The organism is Marinobacter sp., assembly GCF_033722735.1.
GTDB lineage: Bacteria > Pseudomonadota > Gammaproteobacteria > Pseudomonadales > Oleiphilaceae > Marinobacter.
Genome location: NZ_JAWVYN010000011.1, coordinates 15328 through 32111 on the forward strand (window position 1 = coordinate 15328; position 16784 = coordinate 32111).

A 16784-nucleotide genomic window follows, 5' to 3' on the forward strand; every position below is an offset into this window, starting at 1 on the left:
AGGTTTTTTGGAGATATCAGATTTTGTCATCGGACAGCGCTGGGTCAGCCACAGCGACAGCGGCCTGGGCCTTGGGATTGTGACGGATGTGTCCGGTCGCCGGGTAACGCTGGGATTTCCCGCCGCCGATGAAGAGCGCACCTACGCCATCGATAACGCGCCGCTGGCGCGGGTGGTGTTCCAGATGGGCGAGCAGATTGAGACCTTCGACGGCGATCGGTTCACCGTGCGGGCGGTGGAGGATCTGGGTGGAGTCCTGCTTTACCACGCTGACGACGGCAGTGGCGACCTGCAGCAGATCTCGGAAGTGAAACTCAGCAGCGTGGTCAATTTCTCCGCGCCCCACCAGCGACTGTTTGCCGGCCAGTTCGACCGCAATGGGGCGTTCCGCCTGCGGGTGGCGGCGTTGCAGCACCTGGACCGCTTGCGGTCGTCACCGGCCCAGGGGCTGATCGGTGCCCGCACCCAGCACCTGCCGCACCAGATCCACATTGCCCACGAGGTGGCCCGGCGCTTCGCTCCGCGCGTGCTGCTGGCGGATGAGGTGGGGCTGGGCAAGACTATCGAAGCCGGCCTGATCCTGCATTACCAGTTGCACACCGAACGGGCCCGTCGGGTGCTGATTGTGGTGCCGGATTCGTTGGTTCACCAGTGGCTGGTGGAAATGCTGCGTCGTTTCAACCTGCGTTTTGCCATCGTCGACCAGGACCATTACAGCCACGACTACGACCGCGAAGCGCCGGTGGAAGTGGCCGAAGACGAGCGGGAGAACCCGTTCGAGGCGGACCAGTTGGTGCTGTGCAGCCTGGACTTCCTGAGCCACAACCGTACCGCCCAGTACGACGTCGAGGCGGCGGGCTGGGACCTGCTGGTGGTGGACGAGGCCCATCACCTGGCCTGGAGTCCGGAGGGCGCGAGTACCCAGTACCAGGTCATCGAACGCCTGGCGGAACTGACCCGCGGGCTGTTGCTGCTGACTGCAACCCCGGAGCAGGTGGGCGTGGCCAGCCACTTTGCCCGCCTGCGGCTGCTGGATCCGGCGCGATTCCACGACCTGGACGCCTTCTGTCTGCAGGAACAGGACTACGAGCGGCTCAACGACGTGGTGCGGGGGCTGCTGGCCAAGTCTGGCGCGCCCGGCGAGGCCGAACAGGCCGTCCTGCGCTCCTGGCTGGGGGACGAGCTGGAGGCCATGCTGCAGACTGAGGACCCGGTGACCACCATCGTCGACGCCCTGCTGGACCGTCACGGCACCGGCCGAGTGCTGTTTCGCAATACCCGTGCCGCCATTCAGGGCTTTCCCGAGCGACAGCCGGAGCCGGTAGCACTGGCCTGTCCGGAGCTGTACCGGGATCGGGTCCAGGGCGTACCGGGGCTGACCCCGGAGCAGGGCCTGCCGGAGGAGGACTGGCTGGCCAGTGATCCCCGGGTGAGCTGGCTGGAGCAGACCCTGACCGCACTCAAGCGGGAGAAGGTGGTGGTGATCTGTGCCCACGCCGAAACGGCGATGGCGTTGGAGTACCACCTGCAGTTGCGGGCCGGCATTCGCAGTGCGGCGTTCCACGAACACCTGAGCCTGGTGGAGCGGGACCGGGCCGCGGCCTACTTCGCCGAAACCGAGCAGGGGGCGCAGGCGCTGATCTGTTCCGAGATTGGCAGTGAGGGCCGTAACTTCCAGTTTGCCCACCACCTGATCCTGTTCGACCTGCCCCAGAATCCGGACCTGCTGGAGCAGCGGATCGGCCGTCTGGATCGCATCGGCCAGTCCGAGACCATCCGTATTCACCTGCCGTACCTGGCCGGCACGGCCCAGGAGCGCCAGTTCCGCTGGTTCCACGAAGGCCTGAATGCCTTCGCCGAGAGCTGCGCGGTGGGCGTGGCGGTCAAGGAAACACTGGCGGACGACTGGCAGGCGGTGCTGGACGGTGGTAGCGACCTGGAGGCCCTGATCGCCCGCACCCGCGAGGAAGCGGGCCGGTTGCGAACCCTGCTGCAGAATGGCCGAGATGCGCTGATTGAGCTCAATTCCTGCCGCCGTGATCAGGCCCTGGCACTGATCGAGCGTATCGAGGAGGAAGAGGCGGAAGCGCCGGTGCGCGACTTCATGATGGAGGCCTTCGATATCCTCGGTGTCGACGTGGAGGACCATTCCGAGCACGCCGATGTCCTGCGCCCCAGCGAACAGCGTCATACCGGCCATGTGCCGGACCTGCCGGAAGACGGCCTGACCGTGACCTGGGACCGGCAGCAGGCGCTGGAGCGGGAAGACATGGCCTTCATGAGCTGGGAACACCCGCTGGTCACCGGCGTGATGGAGTCGGTGACCGGCACCGACCTGGGCAAGGCGGCCCTGGCCAGCATGTCCGTCAAGGGGCTGCCCCCGGGGACCTTGATGCTGGAGGCGCTGTTCAAGGTGCACTGTCCGGCTCCCGAGTCGTTGCAATTGTCCCGTTACCTGCCGTTGTCGCCGTTGAGGCTGCTGGTGGACGTCCAGGGCCGGGACCTGTCTGCGGCCCTGCCCCATGAACGCCTCAACGACCTGTGCTCCAACATCCGCCGCCGCACCGCTCAGGCGGTGGTGCCGAAAATCCGTGCCGAGGTGGAAACCATGGTGGACCATGCCGAGGGGCTGGCCGACCAACACCTGGCGCCGATGCGGGAGGCTGCCCTGGCCCGGGTTCGGGCCTTTTTCTCGCCGGAGATTGATCGACTGACGGCGTTGCAACGTACCAACCCGGCGATCCGTGCTGAAGAAATCGACTTCTTTGCGGCCCAGTTGGCGGCCAGCGAGCAGGCCCTGAGCCGGGCAACGCTGGCGCTGGAGGGGATCCGGGTGATTGTGACCTCGTGAGTTGACGGCAACGGCTTGGCGAGTAACCATCTAAGAGGGTCTTGCCGGGCCCCCTGAACATTGTCAGGAAAGAAGTTTCAGGTATCTGATTCAGTTAACTGGAGGGCGGGCGCCGTGGCAACGTGCGTCGCGTGAGGTCCGCCGCGGTCTTCAGGATAAATTCAACGGCTCCCAAAGGACGTGAGTGGCTATGATGACGTTAATCCTGTCCCTAATCGCTGTGGCCGGCATTCTGGTGGTCATGCGCAATGAATCGGGGGCCAAGCCCGCTATCACCCTGCTGGTGGTGGTCGGTGTGGTCTCCCTGTTGTTTGCCTCCGCTACCCTGGCGCTGGTGCTGTTCCTCGCGGCGGCGGTGACCGCAGCCTGCGGCTTGCCGGGCCTTCGCCAAGGCTGGCTGACCCCACGGATATTCGACCTGTTCAAGAAGGTGGCTCCGAAGGTCTCGGACACCGAGCGCACCGCCCTGGAGGCGGGCACCGTCGGCTGGGACGGCGAGCTGTTCAGCGGCCGTCCGGACTGGCACAACCTGTTGATCAATCGCAACACCGGCCTGACCGACGAGGAGCAGGCCTTCGTCGACAACCAGTGCACCACCGCCATTTCCATGTGCAACGCCTGGGACGTCGCCTTCGAGCGCGCCGACCTGCCGCCGGAGGTGTGGGAGTTCCTGAAGCGTGAGAAGTTCTTCGGCATGATCATTCCCAGGGAATACGGCGGCCTGGAGTTTTCCGCCAAGGCGCAGACCGCGGTGCTGCAGAAACTGGCCCCCAACGAGTCGCTGATGGTCACCGTGGGCGTGCCCAACTCCCTGGGGCCGGGCGAGCTGCTGCTCAAGTACGGGACCGACGAACAGAAGCAGCATTACCTGCCACGGCTGGCGGACGGCCGGGAGATTCCCTGTTTCGGCCTCACCGGCCCGCGGGCCGGCTCCGATGCCACCTCCATTCCCGACACCGGCGTTGTCTGCAAGGGCACCTTCGAGGGCAAGGAGGTACTGGGGCTCAAGCTGAATTTTGAGAAACGCTGGATCACCCTGGCCCCGGTGGCCACGGTGGTGGGGCTGGCCTTCCGCATGTTCGACCCCGACGGCCTGCTGGGGGACACCAAGGACTACGGCATCACCTGTGCCCTGATCCCCCGGGACACCAAGGGCATGGAGATTGGCCGCCGCCATTGCCCCATCGGCAGCCCGTTCCTGAACGGTCCCATCAAGGGCAAGGATGTGTTTATTCCGCTGGATTACATCATTGGCGGCCAGGAAATGGCCGGCCAGGGCTGGCGGATGCTGGTGGAGTGCCTGTCGGTGGGCCGTTGCATCACCTTGCCGTCCGGTGCGGCGGGGGCCGCCGCCTACGCCGTCGGCACGGCCGGGGGCTTCACCCGCGTCCGCCGTCAGTTCAACGCCCCGGTGGCGGAAATGGAGGGCGTGCAGGAGCCGCTGGCCCGGATTGCCGCCCATACCTACATTGCCCAGGCTGCGGTGAACCAGACCGCGAACATGGTGGATGGGGGCGAGAAGCCCGCAGTGCCGTCCGCCATCCTGAAATACCACCTGACCGAATACCAGCGCGGTGTGCTCACCGATGCCATGGACGTCCACGGTGGCAAGACGGTGACCCTGGGGCCCCGGAACTACCTGGGGATCAGTTTTGCCGGCTCGGCGGTGTCCATCACCGTGGAGGGCGCCAACATCATGACCCGCAGCCTGATGATCTTCGGCCAGGGGGCGATTCGCTGCCACCCCTACGTACTGAAGGAACTGGCGGCCAAGGACAACGACGACATCACCGCCTTCGACCGGGCTTTCTTCGGTCACGCCGGACTGATCCTGGGCAATGCGGCGCGGGCCTTCACCCAGGCCCTCGGCCTGGGCCGGGGCGAGGTGCCGTTTGACAGTGATTCCCGGCGCTACGCCCAGGGGGTAGCCCGCTTCAGCGCCGCCTTCGGGCTGTGTGCCGATGCCGCCATGACCACCTTGGGCGCCGAACTCAAGATGCGGGAGCTGATTTCCGCCCGGCTGGGGGATATGCTGTCCAACCTCTACCTCGCGTCCATGGTGCTCAAGCACTGGTATGAGACGCATCCGGTGGAAGGTGAGCGGGAAATCATGCAGTACAGCCTGAAACTGCTGCTGCACCGGGCCGAGGCGGCCCTCGAGGAGTTCCTGCAGAACCTGCCCAACCGGCCAGTGGCCATGGCCCTGCGGGCAATCACCATGCCGCTGGGGCAGCATTGGGACAAGCCCCACGACGACAGCGCCCGGGCCCTGGCTCGTGCCATCTCCACCGACACGCCGCTGCGCGCCAAGCTGTTGGCGGGGGCCTGGACGGCGACCGGGGATAAGGGCGTGGACAACCCCGTGGCACGCTACAACGCGCTGCTCAAGGATTACCCCCGCGCCGAGGACCTGTACCGCAAGGTGACCAAGGCCTACGCCAAGGGCGAGTTGCCGATGGAGGCCCTACATCCGGAGCAGCGGGTCGAGGCCGCACTGAAGGCGGAGCTCATCAGCGAACAGGACGCCGAGTTCATGCGCGAGTACGAGGCCGAAGTCCTGGACCTGCTGAGCGTCGACGATTTCCCCTTCGACGCCTTCGCCCAGAACAAAGAGTCGGTGATCGAGCACAACGCGGCCTGACCGTGGCCTTCATATCCGCCGGGAGAGCCGTTTGCAGGCCTCCCGGCGGCACGCAGTGGAGACAACTGAAAGCATGTGGTGGTCGATTCTTGCCGTCAGCAGCGGTGCGGTGATTGGAGCCAACCTGCGCTGGGCGCTGGGGCTGTGGCTGAACAGCGAGTACCACGTGCTGCCGCCGGGCACCCTGCTGGCCAACCTGGCGGGTGGCTGGCTGGTCGGGCTGCTGATCAGCTATTTCAGCCACGGCAGCTCACTGGCGCCGGAATGGCGGTTGTTCGCCATCACCGGGCTGTGCGGCGCCCTCACCACCTTTTCCACCTTCTCCCTGGAAATGTTCGCCGCCATCCAGGACGGCAAGTGGCTGATGGCCGTGCTGGGCAGCCTGGCCCACCTGCTGGGCTCCTTGCTGATGGTGGCCCTGGGTGTCTACACCTTTAGTCTACTGCGCAGCTGATGACGGGCCATTGGGCCTTGCTCAGAGCCTCGCAGCGCCAGGGCTGCCGGGGGCAGCGTCGAACCCCAGTTATCGTCGGTATCTTCCCCTATAGCTCGAAAATGCGCTTGGCAAGTCGTTGAACTAAGAGTAAAGTGCTCAGTGAAGGAAAGATTAGCAAAGCATTTCATGAATAAGACGTATCCCACCGTTGGTTGTAGTGCAACGTCCTGTTTTTGATTCCGCGCGTTGAGTTTTTCCGTAACCGTCGGTCGCAGTGGCTGCGACGACAACCCCAAGATTGATTTCAGGAAGTGTAAGTATGTCTACAACTACCGGTACCGTTAAATTCTTCAACGAAACCAAAGGCTTCGGCTTTATTACCCGTGAAGATGGCCCGGACGTATTCGTTCACTACAGCGCCATTCAGGGCTCTGGCTTCAAGACCCTGGCCGAAGGTCAGCAGGTTGAGTTCACCGTGACTCAGGGCCAGAAAGGTCCTCAGGCGGAGAACGTGGTTGCCCTGTAATCCAGGCACCCGTTGAGCAAAAAGGCAGCCTTGGCTGCCTTTTTTATTGCCCGAATCCCGGGTCTACTGATCAAACAGTTCCCGGTAGAAGGCCAGGGTGCCACGCCAGGTGCGTTCGGCGGCCGCCCGGTCGTAGCCGATGGGCAGGTCGAACTGGTCGGCCATGGCGTCGGCGCGGGGGTTGCTGAAGGAATGCGTAACTCCCGGAAAGCTGGTCAGGGACAGGTCGACGCCTGCGGTCTGCATCTCCTTCACCAGGCCAGCCACCTGATCCGGGGGCACCATCTGGTCGGCGCCCCCCGTGTACACTTGCACCCGAGCCTTGACCTTGCCGGGCTCGGCCTGGATCGGGCTTGCCAGGGAGCCGTGGATGCTGACCACGCCATCCAGGTCGATGCCCTGCCGCGCCATGTTGAGTACCACCGCACCGCCAAAGCAGTAGCCCTGGGCGGCAATACGCTCGCTGTCTACGGTGGGATGGCGCTGCAGCCACTCCATGGCCGTGACGAATCGCTGCCGTAACTGATCGCCATCGGCCGTGGCCTCCTGCATGAAGGCGCGGGCCTCGTCGGGGTGGTCGGCCAGCTTGCCGCTGCCATACATGTCCAGGGCGAAGGCGGTGTAGCCCTCCTGGGCGAGCTTGTCCGCCTGCTCGCGGGCGAAGGCGTTGTGCCCCCACCATTCGTGGACGATCAGGATGCCCGGCCGCTTGGCCGTGCTGGCATCATCATACGCCAGGTAGCCGGTGAATTCCTGGCCGTTGACGTGGTAACTGACGGACTCCGACTTCAGCGCCGCCTGGCTCGCCCCTGACACCAGTAACAGGGCGAGGGACGCCGCTGGGGCTGTGGCTGTCCGCATGGTCTGTCCTCCTTGTGTTGCAATCCGATTAACGAGCCTTTCAGGGAAATCTGGGCCTTATCAGTGTAATCGTTCTGGCGTCCTTGTCAGGCCCCGGCCACCGCTTGTCCCCCTCGCCCAGGGGCGCTCGGTTGTCGGATCCGCGTCCATCTGCTGAACTAAAGGACGGGGTGACTTGAGCTGGGCAGCCGTGGCGGTGTTGACGGGGGGCAGGAAAGCATGATCATCGGTGTTCCCAAGGAAATCAAAAACAACGAATATCGGGTCGGGCTGCCGCCCGCGGCGGTCCGCGAGCTGTGTGGTCACGGCCACCGGGTCGTGGTGGAGAGCCTGGCCGGCGCCGGTATCGGCTATCTGGATGCCGACTACGGGGCCGCCGGCGCTACCGTGGCCGCCTCGGCCCGGGAGGTGTTCGAGCAGGCTGAGTTGATCGTCAAGGTCAAGGAGCCGCAGGCCGCCGAGCGCGCGCTGTTGAGCCCTGACCACACCCTGTTCACCTACCTGCACCTGGCACCGGACCGAGTCCAGACCGACGAGCTGGTTGCCTCCGGTGCCACCTGCATTGCCTACGAAACCGTCACCGATGCCCTGGGGCATTTGCCCCTGTTGGCACCGATGTCCGAGGTGGCCGGGCGGATGTCGGTGCAGGCCGGTGCCTGGTGCCTGGAGAAAGCCATGGGCGGACGCGGGGTGCTGTTGGGCGGTGTGCCCGGTGTGCCGCCGGCGCGGGTGACGGTGATTGGCGGCGGCGTGGTGGGCCAGAGTGCGGTGGCCATGGCGGTGGGCATGGGGGCCGATGTCACGGTGCTGGACCGCAATATCGAGGTATTGCGGGCGCTGGATCATCGCTATGGCAACCGGGTCCACACCCTGTTCTCGACCCGGGATGCCCTGGAGCAGTCGGTCAGTCAGGCGGACCTGGTGATCGGTGCGGTGCTGATTCCCGGTGCGTCCGCCCCCAAGCTGGTGACCCGGGAAATGCTCCGGCAAATGGCCAATGGCAGTGTCATTGTCGACGTTGCCATCGACCAGGGCGGGTGCGTCGAGACGTCCCGCCCCACCACCCACGCCGATCCCACCTTTGTGGAGGAGGGCGTGGTGCATTACTGTGTCGCCAATATGCCGGGCGCCGTGGCGCGCACCTCCAGCCAGGCCCTGAGTCATGTCACCCTGCCGTTTATCGTGGCCCTGGCGGATCGTGGCCCGGTGGCGGCCCTGCTGGCCAATCCTCACCTGAGGGCGGGTCTGAACGTCTGTGACGGCAAGGTCACCTACCGGGAGGTGGCGGAGGCCCACGGCTACCAGTACACCGAGCCGGAGCCGCTGCTGAAGCGCTTGTAGGCTCATTGAGACCCATTGACAAAGGAATGGCCATGAAACTGATCGGATCGACCACCTCGCCCTATGTGCGCCGTATTCGCCTGCTGCTGGCGGGACAGGACTACGAGTTCGTGAACCTGGACATCTACGGCGCCGACCGGGACGAACTGCGACGGCAGAACCCGGCGCTGAAAATCCCCATGCTGGTGGACGGCGACCAGGTGGTCTATGACTCCCGGGTGATCTCCCGCGACCTGAGCGCCAAGCTCGGCCTGCCGGCCCTGGACTGGGACCAGGAGAACCAGCTCACCCTGATCGATGCCGCCAACGATTCCTTTGTCACCCTGCTGCTGTCCAAGCGGTCCGGGCTCGACATCGAGCAGGACGCCATGTTCTACCGCCTGCAGTGGGAGCGGGTGGCGAAGACCCTGGCGGCCCTGGCCGAGATGGTTCGTGGTCACGAGTTCGAGGGCTGGACCTACCCGAGCATTTGCCTGTATTGCCTGGTGGACTGGCTGGACTTCCGGGAGCTGCTCGGCGGCGAGGCCCGGGAGACCCTGCTGGCCTTCCGGGACACCCATCGTGAGCGGGAGGCGGTCAAGGCCACCGATCCCCGGTCGGCCTGAATGGCTGGAGCTTTCGCCGTTTCTGATCTAATTTGAAATCGAGGCGTATCCAAAGACGCAATACAACAAGAGGGAAACGGCTATGCTATTGGGTCATGCGTTTGGTCTGTTTACCCACCCAGACGACGAGTGGGCATCCATCCGAAAAGAACATGAAACCCCAACCCGGGTCTATGCGGCCTATGTGCTGCTGCTGGCGCTGATCGGGCCGGTCTGTGCGTACATCTCCACTGCCCACTTTGGCTGGAGCGTGGGGGAGCGTACGCTCAAACTCACCGAAATGAGCGCCATCCAACTCAGTGTGCTCACCTACCTGGCCATGCTGGTGGGGGTCTTTGCCCTGGGTTACGCCATCAACTGGATGGCCCGCACCTACGGTGCCCGTGAAGAACACAACGCGGCCAATGGCATTGCCCTGGCGGCCTATTCCTGCACACCGTTGTTCCTGGCGGGGTTTGCGCTGCTGTATCCGGTGCCCTGGTTCAATGCCCTGGTCTTCTTGGGGGCGGCCTGTTACGGCGCCTGGCTGCTGTACGATGGTTTGCCCATAGTGATGCAGATTCCCAAGGAGCAGGCCATCATGTACGCGGGCGCCCTGCTGGCGGTGGCCCTGGTGATCCTGGTGTCCACCCGCGTCGGTTCGGTACTGCTGTGGAGCTACGGTTTCGAACCCACCTTCATCGAGGTTTAGCCCATCCCGCCCGGAGTGTTGTCGTCGCCTGTGGTGACAACGCTCCTGTCCAGTCAACCCGACTGCACGTCCTGGCTGCTGGCCAGGGCAATTTCCCGCTCGGTGTAGTGGCCCACCATGGTGGCCAGTCCCTCCACCAGTTCGTCGAAGCTGATCGGCGGCGCCGGCTCCGACAGGTGCCGGACCACCGCGAAGATGCCACCGTTGATCATGATGTAACTCATGGTAGGAATATTGCGCATCTTCAGGGTTTCCGGGTGGTGCATCAGGTACTGGGTCACCAACTCCTGCAGGGCCTTCTGCAGCGGTTCCATGTGTGCCTCAAAGCCCAGGGTCATGGCGTGGCGGGCGCATTTGAGGTAGCGGCCGTCGTTTTGCTGGAGGAAATCCCGGAACTGCTGCAGCAATTCGCGCACGGCATCCTTAATCGGTTTCCGAACAAGGATGGGGGTGAGGGGGTGGATCAGGCCAATGGTGTCGGCCACGAACCGTTCCGACATCACCTCAAAGATCTGCTCCTTGTTGTCGAAATACTCGTACAGAGACCCCACGCCAACGCCTGCAATATCAGCAATTTGCCGGGTCGTTGTGGCGGCCGGGCCATGCTCGGCCATCGCGATGAAGCTGGCCTCTATAATGGCGTTCACGGTTTCTTTGGCGCGTTTCTGTCGGGGTACTCTGGCCATATTTTTTCCGAATTGAATCCGAACAAGCATTCGCTTTAATGTGGTCCTGACATTCTACTACTCAAAGAAAACAGGTTCACCATGTTTGGAATTCGTGCCCCGAAAAAAACCAGTACCGCCGCCAACGCCGTGGTCACCGGCGCCGGCAGCGGCATCGGTCGGGCCTTCGCCCTGGAAATCGCCCAGCGTGGTGGGGCGGTGTTGTGCTCGGACATCAATCTGGAGTCCGCGACAGAGACCGTGCAACTGATCGAGCAGGCTGGCGGCCAGGCCTGGGCCTGTCGCTGTGACGTCAGCCAACTGGCCGAGGTGGAGGCGCTGGCGGCCAAGGCCGACGAACTGCTGCCGGCGTCGGTGGACCTGGTGGTCAACAACGCCGGGGTGGGCGTGGGTGGCCAGCCGATTGGCGAAGTCTCCATCGACGACTGGAAGTGGACCCTGGGCATCAACCTGTGGGGTGTGATCCACGGCTGTCACGTGTTCACGCCGCGGCTGAGGAAGTTGGGCCGGGGTGGCATCATTAACGTGGCCTCCACCGCCAGTTTCTCCGCCGCCCCGCTGATGGGCCCCTACAACGTCACCAAGGCCGGTGCCCTGGCGCTCAGCGAGACCCTGTCCGCCGAACTGGCAGGCACCGGGGTCTCGGTCACCGCCCTGTGTCCGACCCTGGTCAAGACCAACATCAACGCCAACGGCCGCATCGTCGGGGACTCCTCCAAGCTGCTGGACCGGCTGATGAGCCGTCTCGGCATGTCCGCCCAGCGGGTGGCCCGGGACACCCTCAACGCCCTCGACCGCGGCGACCTCTATGTCATGCCCCAGTTCGACGCTCGCATGATCTGGCGCGCCAAGCGCTTGATCCCCCGCACCTACGCCGGCGCCGCCGGGCTGATCAGCCGTTTTGGCACCAGCCGCCTGCACTGAAATCAAGGCCAAAGGAGTAAATCATGGCTAAGATCGATCTCGATAAAATGCTCGCCAAGGTAAAGAGTACCCAATGGGCCCTGTCGGACATCGACTGGGACGCCCCGGGCGCGGACCTGATCACGGAAGAGCAGTGGCCGAAACTGAAGGCGTTCATGGCGGACCTGATGTGGATCGAGCACGTCGGTGCCCGCGCCTTCGCCGCGATGGCCAAGAAGGCCCCCACCGACACCCTGCGGGAACTGTACAGCTATTTCCACGCCGAGGAACAGCGCCACGCCAATGCCGAGATGGCCCTGATGAAGCGCTGGGGCATGCTGGAGGGTGACGAGCTGCCGGAGCCCAACATCAACCTGCGTCTGGTGATCGAGTGGCTGGACCGCTACAGCGACGAGATGCCGGTGTACGTGCTCGGCACCGTGGTGCCGATGCTGGAAATCGCCCTGGACGGCGCGCTGTGCAAGTTCCTGCTGGATACCGTGGACGATCCGGTCTGTCACCAGGCGTTTGAGAAGATCAACGACGACGAGTCCCGTCACCTGGGTGTGGGCTTCACGGTGATGGAAATGCAGGGCCATGGCGCCACCTACATCAAGATGGTGCAGATGGCGGCGCGGTTGATGGACCCGCGGTTGATCCTGGGCATCGCCTCCTACTTCCCGCTGCTCAACAAGATGCGGGACAACGTGGTGGCCATGGGGCTCTCGGAAGAGAAGCTCTACGAGTGCATGCAGAAGTTCGAGAAGATTGGCGGGCGCACCGAAGATGGCCGTCGCAATCCCTGGTTCCAGATCATCAAGTTCCAAAGCCGCTGGATGGTGGACCGCAATAACCGTTTTTACCACACCCCGGTGGATGCCCTGGTGAAAGCCTCCGGCTACATCCCTCGCAAGCTGTTGCCGGCGGTGCCGAGCTGGGTCAAGGAATTGACCTACAAGCCGACCGCCTGAACCGGTCCCCAACAGACAGCTGCATCGGTCGCCGCCAAGGGGGGCAGGGCCGGTGCATCGTAATACGTGTACAGTGAGACGTGATTATGACCAACGCGACCAGCAACCGTAAGCGCGGTAAGCGTGCCAGTGCTGCGAAGGCCGAGGCCCAGGTAACCCCCATCAAGAGCAAGCCCAGTACCGTGCTGATCGTCGGCGCCGGCTTTGCCGGACTGGGCACCGCCATCCGGCTGAAACAGGCCGGCATCAACAACATCGTGATCCTGGAGCGGGCCGGCGAGGTGGGTGGCACCTGGCGGGATAACAATTATCCCGGCGCGGCCTGCGATATCCCCTCGAACCTCTACTCCTTCTCGTTCGACCAGAACCCCGAGTGGTCCCGCAGCTTTTCCGGCAGTGCCGAGATCCTCGATTACATCAGGTCGATGGTGGAAAAGTTCGATCTGGCCCGGTACATCCGCTTCAACCAGAACGTCACCGACCTGGCCTTCGACGACGATTACGGGCTGTGGCACGCCACCACCGACAGGGGCGAGGTCTTCAGCGCCCGGGCGGCGGTGATGGCCCAGGGGCCGCTGTCCAACGCCCGCTTCCCGGATATCGAGGGCATCGAGGAGTACCAGGGCCACAAGATCCACAGCGCCGCCTGGGATCACGACTACGACTTTCGCGGCAAGAAGGTCGGGGTGGTCGGCACCGGCGCCAGCGCCATCCAGATCATCCCCGAGCTGGTCAAGGAGGCCGGCAAGCTGACGGTGTTCCAGCGTACGCCGGCCTGGGTGATGCCAAGGCCGGATTTCGAGACCCCAAATTGGCAGAAAGTCCTGTTCCGCAAGCTGCCGGTGAGCCAGAGCGCCCTGCGCAAGGGGCTCTACCTCGCTCATGAGTCCATGGCGCTGGCGGTGATCTGGAACTCCCCGATGACTCGCCTGGCCGAACGTCTGGGACGTGGCCACCTGAAGCGTCAGGTCAAGGACCGGTGGCTGCGGCGTCAGTTGACGCCCAACTACCGCATCGGCTGCAAGCGCATCCTGGTGTCCAACGATTACTACCCGGCATTGCAGCAGCCCAACTGCAAGCTGATCACCTGGCCCATCGTGCGGCTGTCCAGGAACGGTATTCGCACGGTGGAAGGTATCGAGCACCAGTTCGACTGCATCGTCTTTGCCACCGGTTTCGATGTCAGCAACTCCGGCACACCGTTCCCGGTACGGGGCAGTGGTGGCCGGCTGCTGTCGGAGGACTGGCAGCGCGGCGCCCAGGCCTACAAGAGCATCAATGTGGCGGGTTACCCGAACCTGTTCCTGACCTTTGGCCCCAACTCCGGCCCGGGCCACAACTCGGCCCTGGTCTACATGGAGTCCCAGATCGACTACATCGTGAAGGGGGTGCAGACCATCCTGGAGAAGAACCTGAAGGCGCTGGCGGTCCGTGATCGGGCCCAGCAGACCTACAACGACGACATCCAGCGACGTTTGGCCAAAACCAACTGGAACTCCGGCTGCAAGAGCTGGTACCTCACCGAAGATGGCTATAACGCCACCATGTTCCCGGGGTTTGCCACCCAGTACGCCCGCCAGATGGCGGAGCTGGATCTCAGGGATTACGCGCTGATAACTGCCTGACACTGGCCGGCCGGCTCCAGTAGTAACCCTGGCCGTAAAGGCCCGGGAACTGCTGGAGCCAGCTGGCCACCTCCTCGCTTTCCACCCCTTCCACCACAATCCTCAGCTGCAAGGCCTCCCCCAGTTCCAGCGCGGTCCGCAGGATACGCTGCCGGGTTCGGTCGGTGGTGATGTCCTGCAGGAAGCTGCGATCGATCTTCAGCTCGTCCAGGTCGAAGCTGGCCAGGGTTCCCAGTGAGGAATGGCCGGTGCCGAAATCGTCCAGGGCGATCTGGAAGCCGGCTTCGCTGAGCCGATGGATCATGCGTTGGGCCAGGGCCGTGTTGGCCATCATCGAGGTCTCGGTGATTTCCAGGATCAGCTGCTGCGGGGCGATGCCGTGTCGCCCCACCGCAGCCAGGGCGCCCTGGTCGAAGTTCGGCTGGGTCAGGTCAAGCGCCGAGATATTGATGGCCAGCCTCAGGTCATTGCCGTAGTGCCGGGCTAACGAGTGCCAATCCTGGCATACCCGGTCCAGGGTCCAGCGGGTGACCCGATGGATGGCGCCCACCTGTTCGGCCAGTGGGATCCACTGGTCCGGTGCGATCGGCCCAAACTCCGGGTGCCGCCAGCGGATCAGGGCCTCAAAGGCAACGATCTGGCGGTCGGCGAGGCGCACCTTGGGCTGGTACAGCAGGTAGATGTCGCCATTGGCCAGGGCGCCGTCCAGGTCCAGCATTAGCATCTGTTTCTGGTACTGTTGTTCGGCCACCGCGGAATCGTACTCGGTCAGGGTCCGGGTCTGGTTGAGGGCGGCAAAGCCGGCGCAGGACAGGACCTCGGCACCGGTCTGGCCATGACGCTGGGAGTCGGCGAGACCCACCGACGGCGCCCAACTGAAGGCGTAGCGGTCCTCCACGAAACTCGCTTCCAGCCACTGGGTGAGCGCGGACCAGAGCGGCTCCGGGGGCTGCGCCAGGCGCTGGCTATAGACGGCAAAGGTGTGGTTGACGGTGTCGATGGTGCCCAGCGGCTGCCGATTGAAGCGCACCAGGGCGTTGCCCAGCAGTTGCCGCAGAAAGCTGTCGAACTGGTCCAAATAGGTGTTCAGCAGGTTCTCGGCGGCATGGTGGCCGAGGGACTGCTCAATCTCATGGAACCGTTCCACCCGGATCAGAAACAGCAGATAGGGCTCCTCCTGACGGTGCAGCTGATCCAGGGTTTCCTCCACCACCACCCTGTTGGGCCGGCCGGTCACCCGGTGGGTGATCAGCAACTGGTCGTAATCCGCTTTCAACCGGGCCCGCAGCCGGCGTTCCTTGCGGACCCGCAGTGAGGCCAGCAGCCGTCGGCGTCGCTCTTCCAGCAGTTGCTGGCCGATGCCCATGGTGAGGATCAGGGCGGCGGCGCTGGTACCCAGGAAGAACGCAGAATTGGTGACGCTGTTAACCGGCACCCAACCAATGGTGCGGACAGAGGAGACCAGCGCACCCGCCAGCAGGGCGAGGACCGCGCAGGCATAGTAACGGGCATAGAGATGGCTGCGAAGGCGCTGTACCACCAGCGCCAGAATGTAGAGCAGGGCGAAGGCGGCCAGCACCAGCAGGCTGCCCTGACCCAGGTAGGGGATCTGCAGGGGGGTGGTCACCAGCAACAGCAAGGCCAGCAGAGACAGCCCATTGAGCGCCCACGAGGAGGTCCGGGGCAGGTCGATGAAGTGGTGGGTGAACTGGCAGATGGCGATCAGGCACATGGGCAGGCTGATACCAATCAGGGCGTTGGCGGCGGGCACCGCAGGCCACAGCAGCCAGGGACCAAAGCCTTCAATGACCAGCTGGGTCAGGATGACGCCGAGCAGCAGCACGCTGAGCCAGGCCAGCCCGGGACGCCGCAGCATGCTGACCATGATCAGGTTGAACAGCAGGGCAAACCCCAGCAGTCCGGCGACGAAGGCCTTCCAGACCAGGGTCAGCGCACTGGAACCGACCACTTCCTGAGGCGTTTGCAGCGACACCGGCAGCATGGTGGGGCCGCTGTTGCGCACTTCAAACAGATACACCGTGGAACTGCGGGGCGGCAGGGTGACCGGCCAGACCCACTGGGGCAGCTGGTAGATGCGGGTGTTGAACGGATACAGGTCTCCCATCACCGGGAGTCGCTCGGCTACCCCGTCCCGGACCGCCACCGGGGCGATGTGGTCGAGGAACGGTGCCGCCACCACGATGAGACGGTGTTGAGGCCGGTCGTCTGGGTTGTCCAACCGGAATCGGAAAGTGGTCGGGCCGGTCAGGTAACCGATGCCACTGCCATTGTTGGGCGTGGTTTGCCAGCGCTCGTGTTGCCAGTTTCCGCTCGCCAGCAGCCGATCCACCCCCTCGAGGACATACTCCAGGCTGGGCCGGGGGGGCTCGTCCGGGGAGAGCTCGAGCGGAGCGGCCAGGGTGGGCACTGGCTGGTTCAATGCCTGCATCAGCAGGCTGTAACTGATTGCCAGCACCACCAGCAGCAAAGGAATCCAGGTCCGCGCCAGCGCCATCGTCTGGGCCAGGGGCGGGTAAGCTGGTTGAATGTGGGGGGGACTGGTTTCCATGTCTGGCCCGGAGTAAGTACGGTGCAAGCCGGCCGGTGTTGGGTTTGCCGGTTACACAGAGAAACGAATGTATACGCT

13 protein-coding genes are annotated in these 16784 nt (G+C 64.1%); 10 read left to right on the top strand and 3 right to left on the bottom strand.

All coding sequences use genetic code 11. The annotated features are described in order from the left end of the window. Nucleotides 1-7 precede the first annotated feature (7 nt). The 4 genes from rapA (at nucleotide 8) to R3175_RS09815 (ending at nucleotide 6454) form a co-directional block, all read left to right on the top strand. Nucleotides 8-2851 carry an RNA polymerase-associated protein RapA gene (gene rapA, locus R3175_RS09800; RefSeq protein WP_318944092.1) on the top strand — a complete coding sequence of 948 codons (2844 nt, stop codon included), beginning with the start codon at nucleotides 8-10 and terminating at the stop codon, nucleotides 2849-2851. A gap of 193 nt (nucleotides 2852-3044) precedes the next feature. Then, nucleotides 3045-5492 (top strand): acyl-CoA dehydrogenase, encoded by a 2448-nt coding sequence (locus R3175_RS09805; protein WP_318944190.1) that lies wholly within the window; start codon nucleotides 3045-3047, stop codon nucleotides 5490-5492. Nucleotides 5493-5565: 73 nt separating this feature from the next. Further along, complete coding sequence (gene crcB / locus R3175_RS09810) at nucleotides 5566-5946, top strand: fluoride efflux transporter CrcB (RefSeq protein WP_318944093.1); 381 nt, start codon at nucleotides 5566-5568, stop codon at nucleotides 5944-5946. 301 nt (nucleotides 5947-6247) lie between these two features. After that, nucleotides 6248-6454 carry a cold-shock protein gene (locus R3175_RS09815; protein ID WP_227173699.1) on the top strand — a complete coding sequence of 69 codons (207 nt, stop codon included), beginning with the start codon at nucleotides 6248-6250 and terminating at the stop codon, nucleotides 6452-6454. Between the two features lie 63 nt (nucleotides 6455-6517). Here R3175_RS09815 and R3175_RS09820 read toward each other — a convergent pair whose 3' ends face one another. Beyond that, entirely contained in the window at nucleotides 6518-7315 is a 798-nt protein-coding gene (locus tag R3175_RS09820) for a dienelactone hydrolase family protein (RefSeq protein ID WP_318944094.1), read from the bottom strand. A 219-nt stretch (nucleotides 7316-7534) separates the two neighbouring features. On the opposite strand from R3175_RS09820, the gene ald reads away from it, so the two are divergent. The 3 genes from ald (at nucleotide 7535) to R3175_RS09835 (ending at nucleotide 9952) form a co-directional block, all read left to right on the top strand. After that, the gene (gene ald, locus R3175_RS09825) at nucleotides 7535-8656 is read left to right on the top strand and encodes an alanine dehydrogenase (protein WP_318944095.1); all 1122 of its coding nucleotides are present in this window, start codon (nucleotides 7535-7537) and stop codon (nucleotides 8654-8656) included. 32 nt (nucleotides 8657-8688) lie between these two features. Next, nucleotides 8689-9261 (top strand): glutathione S-transferase family protein, encoded by a 573-nt coding sequence (locus R3175_RS09830; protein ID WP_318944096.1) that lies wholly within the window; start codon nucleotides 8689-8691, stop codon nucleotides 9259-9261. Between the two features lie 82 nt (nucleotides 9262-9343). Beyond that, nucleotides 9344-9952 carry a Yip1 family protein gene (locus R3175_RS09835; RefSeq protein ID WP_318944097.1) on the top strand — a complete coding sequence of 203 codons (609 nt, stop codon included), beginning with the start codon at nucleotides 9344-9346 and terminating at the stop codon, nucleotides 9950-9952. 53 nt (nucleotides 9953-10005) lie between these two features. On the opposite strand, the gene R3175_RS09840 is transcribed toward R3175_RS09835, so the two are convergent. After that, nucleotides 10006-10638 carry a TetR/AcrR family transcriptional regulator gene (locus R3175_RS09840; protein ID WP_318944098.1) on the bottom strand — a complete coding sequence of 211 codons (633 nt, stop codon included), beginning with the start codon at nucleotides 10636-10638 and terminating at the stop codon, nucleotides 10006-10008. Nucleotides 10639-10719: 81 nt separating this feature from the next. On the opposite strand from R3175_RS09840, the gene R3175_RS09845 reads away from it, so the two are divergent. From R3175_RS09845 to R3175_RS09855, 3 genes are all read left to right on the top strand, one after another. After that, nucleotides 10720-11562, top strand: coding sequence for an SDR family NAD(P)-dependent oxidoreductase (locus tag R3175_RS09845; RefSeq protein WP_318944099.1), 843 nt, complete (start codon nucleotides 10720-10722; stop codon nucleotides 11560-11562). A gap of 23 nt (nucleotides 11563-11585) precedes the next feature. Further along, complete coding sequence (locus R3175_RS09850; protein WP_318944100.1) at nucleotides 11586-12512, top strand: ferritin-like domain-containing protein; 927 nt, start codon at nucleotides 11586-11588, stop codon at nucleotides 12510-12512. Between the two features lie 86 nt (nucleotides 12513-12598). Further along, nucleotides 12599-14137, top strand: a complete 1539-nt coding sequence (locus R3175_RS09855) for an NAD(P)/FAD-dependent oxidoreductase (RefSeq protein ID WP_318944101.1) — start codon at nucleotides 12599-12601, stop codon at nucleotides 14135-14137. Here R3175_RS09855 and R3175_RS09860 read toward each other — a convergent pair. Then, a complete protein-coding gene (locus R3175_RS09860; protein ID WP_318944102.1) occupies nucleotides 14109-16706 on the bottom strand; it encodes an EAL domain-containing protein in 2598 nt (865 codons plus the stop codon). The genes R3175_RS09855 and R3175_RS09860 overlap by 29 nt on opposite strands. Nucleotides 16707-16784 lie beyond the last annotated feature (78 nt).

Bases quoted from the DNA above. Each gene is read 5' to 3' on its own strand.
- R3175_RS09815 (WP_227173699.1), top strand. From the start codon at position 6,248: ATGTCTACAACTACCGGTACCGTTAAATTCTTCAACGAAACCAAAGGC.
- R3175_RS09850 (WP_318944100.1), top strand. From the start codon at position 11,586: ATGGCTAAGATCGATCTCGATAAAATGCTCGCCAAGGTAAAGAGTACC.
- R3175_RS09845 (WP_318944099.1), top strand. From the start codon at position 10,720: ATGTTTGGAATTCGTGCCCCGAAAAAAACCAGTACCGCCGCCAACGCC.
- R3175_RS09805 (WP_318944190.1), top strand. From the start codon at position 3,045: ATGACGTTAATCCTGTCCCTAATCGCTGTGGCCGGCATTCTGGTGGTC.
- R3175_RS09835 (WP_318944097.1), top strand. From the start codon at position 9,344: ATGCTATTGGGTCATGCGTTTGGTCTGTTTACCCACCCAGACGACGAG.
- R3175_RS09855 (WP_318944101.1), top strand. From the start codon at position 12,599: ATGACCAACGCGACCAGCAACCGTAAGCGCGGTAAGCGTGCCAGTGCT.
- R3175_RS09860 (WP_318944102.1), bottom strand. From the start codon at position 16,706: ATGGAAACCAGTCCCCCCCACATTCAACCAGCTTACCCGCCCCTGGCC.
- ald (WP_318944095.1), top strand. From the start codon at position 7,535: ATGATCATCGGTGTTCCCAAGGAAATCAAAAACAACGAATATCGGGTC.
- R3175_RS09830 (WP_318944096.1), top strand. From the start codon at position 8,689: ATGAAACTGATCGGATCGACCACCTCGCCCTATGTGCGCCGTATTCGC.
- R3175_RS09820 (WP_318944094.1), bottom strand. From the start codon at position 7,315: ATGCGGACAGCCACAGCCCCAGCGGCGTCCCTCGCCCTGTTACTGGTG.
- R3175_RS09840 (WP_318944098.1), bottom strand. From the start codon at position 10,638: ATGGCCAGAGTACCCCGACAGAAACGCGCCAAAGAAACCGTGAACGCC.
- crcB (WP_318944093.1), top strand. From the start codon at position 5,566: ATGTGGTGGTCGATTCTTGCCGTCAGCAGCGGTGCGGTGATTGGAGCC.